The organism is Frankia sp. CoBUL1, from assembly GCF_978021245.1.
Genome location: NZ_CDXDOS010000295.1, coordinates 1 through 3,746 on the forward strand (window position 1 = coordinate 1; position 3,746 = coordinate 3,746).

Consider the following 3,746-nt stretch of genomic DNA (forward strand, 5'->3'; position numbering starts at 1 on the left):
CCCGACGAGACAAGCCGCCGGCGAAGGCTGACGCGGCCACGGCGTCAGCGAGACCGCCGGCCCACGGCCGGTGCTCAGGACCCACCCCGTCCGGGCACCGGCCCTCTACATTTCGGGGGCGAAGCAGGGGCCGAGGCCGAAGCAGAGTTGCGGGTTTCCCGACGAGTTTCCTGACGGGTGATGTCGACCGGTCGTACCGTCGACCAGATGACCCGCCGCGGAATGTCGATTGACGAGAAGGCGGCGTGACAAAAATCCCGGAAAACGGCGTGCAGGCGTCATCGCCAGGCGGCCGGAGAACATGACGGAAACCACGTGGGGCCGGAACCGAAATCACTCCGGGCCGAGGCCGGGGCGGGCACCGTAACGGACCCCTGAGGGGATCAGGCCAGCCCTGACAGGCCTGATCCCCCCGCCCCCCGAGCATCCACCCGACGACCGTCCATCGGTCCGGTTCGCCTCAGCCATAGGTCTCATCCCGGCCGTAGGTCACCCGGCTGCGACCTATCCGGCCACCGTCCAGGAGTCGGCGCCCTGGAGCAACGTCCGCAGATCGCCCAGGCCGCCGGGCCGGGCGGTCGCCAGCCGCTCCTGGAACAGCTGGTCGAACACGGGATGCGAGACCGACCGGTAGACGCCGATCGGCGGCTCCGGAAACTCCGCCTGCGCCAGCTGGGCCAGGGCGTAGGCATAGGTCGAGTTCTCCACCGTCGGATCGTGCACCACGACGCGGGGGTCACCGCTGTGCCCGACCGCCAGCTCCCCGGTGGCCGGGTCGCGGATCACGGCGTACTGCTCGTCCACGCCGAAAACCACCGGCATACCGGGCGAGAGCCGGATCGGCCCCTGCTCGCCCTTCGCCCCGGCGGCGCCGGCATCGGACCGCTTCGGCTGACGGGGGATCGCGTTGAACGTGGGGCAGCCCTGCCGGATCTCCACCAGCGCCGCTCCCTGATGCGCCGCGGCGGCGGTGAGGGTGGCGGTGAGGTGGCGACGGTCCGAGTCGATCGTGCGGGCGACGAACGTTGCGCCGGCGCCGAGCGCGAGCGCAACCGGGTCGAACGGGTTGTCGAGCGACCCGTGGGGGCTCGACGGGCTGATCGTGCCGATCCTGGAGGTCGGCGAATGCTGACCCTTCGTCAAACCGTAGATCTGGTTGTTGAACAACATGATCTTGATATTCACGTTGCGACGCAGCGCGTGAATAAGGTGGTTACCGCCGATCGACAGCGCGTCGCCGTCACCGGTTACGACCCACACCGCCAGGTCCGGCCGGTTGATCGAGACACCGGTCGCGAAGGACGGCGCCCGGCCGTGGATCGAGTGGATGCCGTAGGTGTCGAGGTAATAGGGGAACCGCGAGGAGCACCCGATACCGGACACGATCACGATGTTCTCGGGCGGGACGCCGAGGGCCGGCAGCAGACCCCGCATCGTCGAGAGGATGGCGTGGTCCCCGCAGCCGGGGCACCAGCGGACCTCGTTGCCGGTCATGTAGTCCTGCGCGGTCAGCGCCGGCCGTCCCGCCAAGTCACCCGACGGTTCTCCGGATCCACCATTCAGCGAGATCATCGTCCTGCCTCCCCGGCCGTGCCGAGCTTCGGACCAAGGTGTGCGTTCAACCGGGCGCTCACGTCCCCGACCGGCTTCGAGGCCGCATCCGCCGACGGCTCCTCGTCGATGCCCTGGATGATCCGGCTGATGACGGAGGTAAGCTCGGCGACCCGGAACGGCATGCCGCGGGTCTGGTTGTAGCCGACGGTGTCGATCAGGCATTCCTGGCGCAGGAGTCCGGCGAGCTGCCCGAGGTTCATCTCGGGGACGAGCACGGTGTGGTACTCCGACAGCACCGAGGCCAGGTTCGCCGGCAACGGGGCGAGATGGCGCAGGTGCGCCTGGGCGACCTTCATGCCGTCGCGCCGCACCTGGCGGCAGGCTTCACCGATCGGCCCCCACGTCGAGCCCCATCCGATCACCAGCACATCGGCGCCGGATCCGGGGGGCCCGCTGGGATCATCGACCTCCAGGAGCGGCACGTCGATGTTATCGATCTTGGATTGTCGGGTGCGGACCAGCAGGTCATGGTTGTCGGGGTCGTAGGAGACCGCACCGGTCAGGTCGGCCTTCTCCAGACCGCCGATGCGGTGCGTGAGCCCCGGGGTACCCGGGATCGCCAGCGGGCGGGCCAACGTGATCGGGTCCCGCACGTACGGCAGGAAGATCGGGTTACCGGCCTCGTCCACCCCGTTCGGGCCGGTGGCGAGATCGATCCCGATGGTGGGCAGCTCCGCCGTCTCGGGCACCCGCCACGGCTCGCTGCCGTTGGCGACGTAGGCGTCGGACAGCAGGATGACCGGGGTGCGGTAGGCCAGCGCGATCCGGGCTGCCTCCAGCGCGGCGTCAAAGCCGTCCGCGGGCGAACGCGCCGCGATCACCGGCAGCGGCGCCTCGCCGTGCCGGCCGTACAGGGCCTGGAGCAGGTCGGACTGCTCGGTCTTGGTCGGCAGACCGGTCGACGGCCCGCCGCGCTGCACGTTGACGACGACGAGCGGCAGCTCCATGATCACCGCAAGGCCGAGAGCCTCGGTCTTCAGGGCCATCCCGGGACCGGAGGTGACGGTCACGCCGAGCATCCCGGCGAAGGACGCGCCGATCGCGGAACCGATGGCGGCGATCTCGTCCTCGGCCTGGAAGGAGCGCACGTCGAAGGAGGCGAGCGCGCTCAGCTCGTGCAGGATGTCGGAGGCGGGAGTGATCGGGTAGGCGCCGAGGAACAGCGGCATCCCGGCCTGCTGCGCGGCTGCGACCAGGCCGTAGGCGATCGCCTTGTTGCCCTTCATGTGCCGGTAGGTGCCGGCGGGCAGCTTGGCCGGCTTCACCTCGTAGGAGAGCGCGAAGGCCTCGGTGGTGTCGCCGTAGATCCACCCGGCCCGCAGCGCGGCGATGTTCGCGGCCTGCACGTCCGGCTTCGCGGCGAACCGCTTCTGCAGGTAGGCGATCGTGTCCTCGATGGGCTGGCTGAACATCCAGGACACCAGGCCGAGCGCGAACATGTTCTTCGTCCGGGCGGCGTCCTTGCGCTTCAGGCTGAACTCGGCGACGGCCGTGGCGGCGAGACCGGTGAGGTTGATCGCGTGCACGTGGTAGGCGTCCAGCGACCCGTTGGTCAGGGGATCAGCCTCGTAACCGGCCTTTTCCAGGCCCATCACCGTGAACGCGTCGGTGTCCACGATCAGGACCCCGCCGGGACGCAGCTCGGCGATGTTCGCCCTGAGCGCCGCGGGGTTCATGGCGACCAGAACGTCGGGCCGGTCGCCCGGGGTCCTGATGTCGTGGTCAGCGATGTGGAGTTGGTAGCTCGACACCCCGGCCACGGTTCCGGCTGGCGCCCGGATCTCCGCCGGGTAGTTCGGCAACGTTGCCACGTCGTTGCCGCCCGCGGCGGCCTGGGCGCCGAACCGGTCACCGGTGAGCTGCATCCCGTCGCCGGAGTCACCGGCAAAACGGATCACCACGTGTTCCAGTTGCGTGACCCCCGGATCGGGTCGTTCGGACAACTGTTCGGTTGGCATGGCGAAACCTCATCTCAACTTCTCAGCTACGCACGCCCGCGCCGGGCGAGCGGAACCGCGCGTGGCAACGCTGACAGCACGGAAGCGGGGTCAGGGAAGCGTGGGGGGAACGGGTCAGGGATAGGCAGATCGGGGGGCGGGCACCTCGGGCATGCGCAGGGCCCGCGAGAACAC

2 protein-coding genes are annotated in these 3,746 nt (G+C 69.5%); both read right to left on the bottom strand.

Annotated elements, in window-relative coordinates; translation table 11 throughout:
- Positions 1 to 504: 504 nt before the first annotated feature.
- Positions 505 to 1,572 carry a 2-oxoacid:ferredoxin oxidoreductase subunit beta gene (locus AC08OX_RS15790; protein WP_476608513.1) on the bottom strand — a complete coding sequence of 356 codons (1,068 nt, stop codon included), beginning with the start codon at positions 1,570 to 1,572 and terminating at the stop codon, positions 505 to 507.
- Positions 1,569 to 3,572, bottom strand: a complete 2,004-nt coding sequence (locus AC08OX_RS15795) for a 2-oxoacid:acceptor oxidoreductase subunit alpha (RefSeq protein WP_476608514.1) — start codon at positions 3,570 to 3,572, stop codon at positions 1,569 to 1,571. The genes AC08OX_RS15790 and AC08OX_RS15795 overlap by 4 nt, the downstream gene beginning before the upstream one ends.
- Positions 3,573 to 3,746 lie beyond the last annotated feature (174 nt).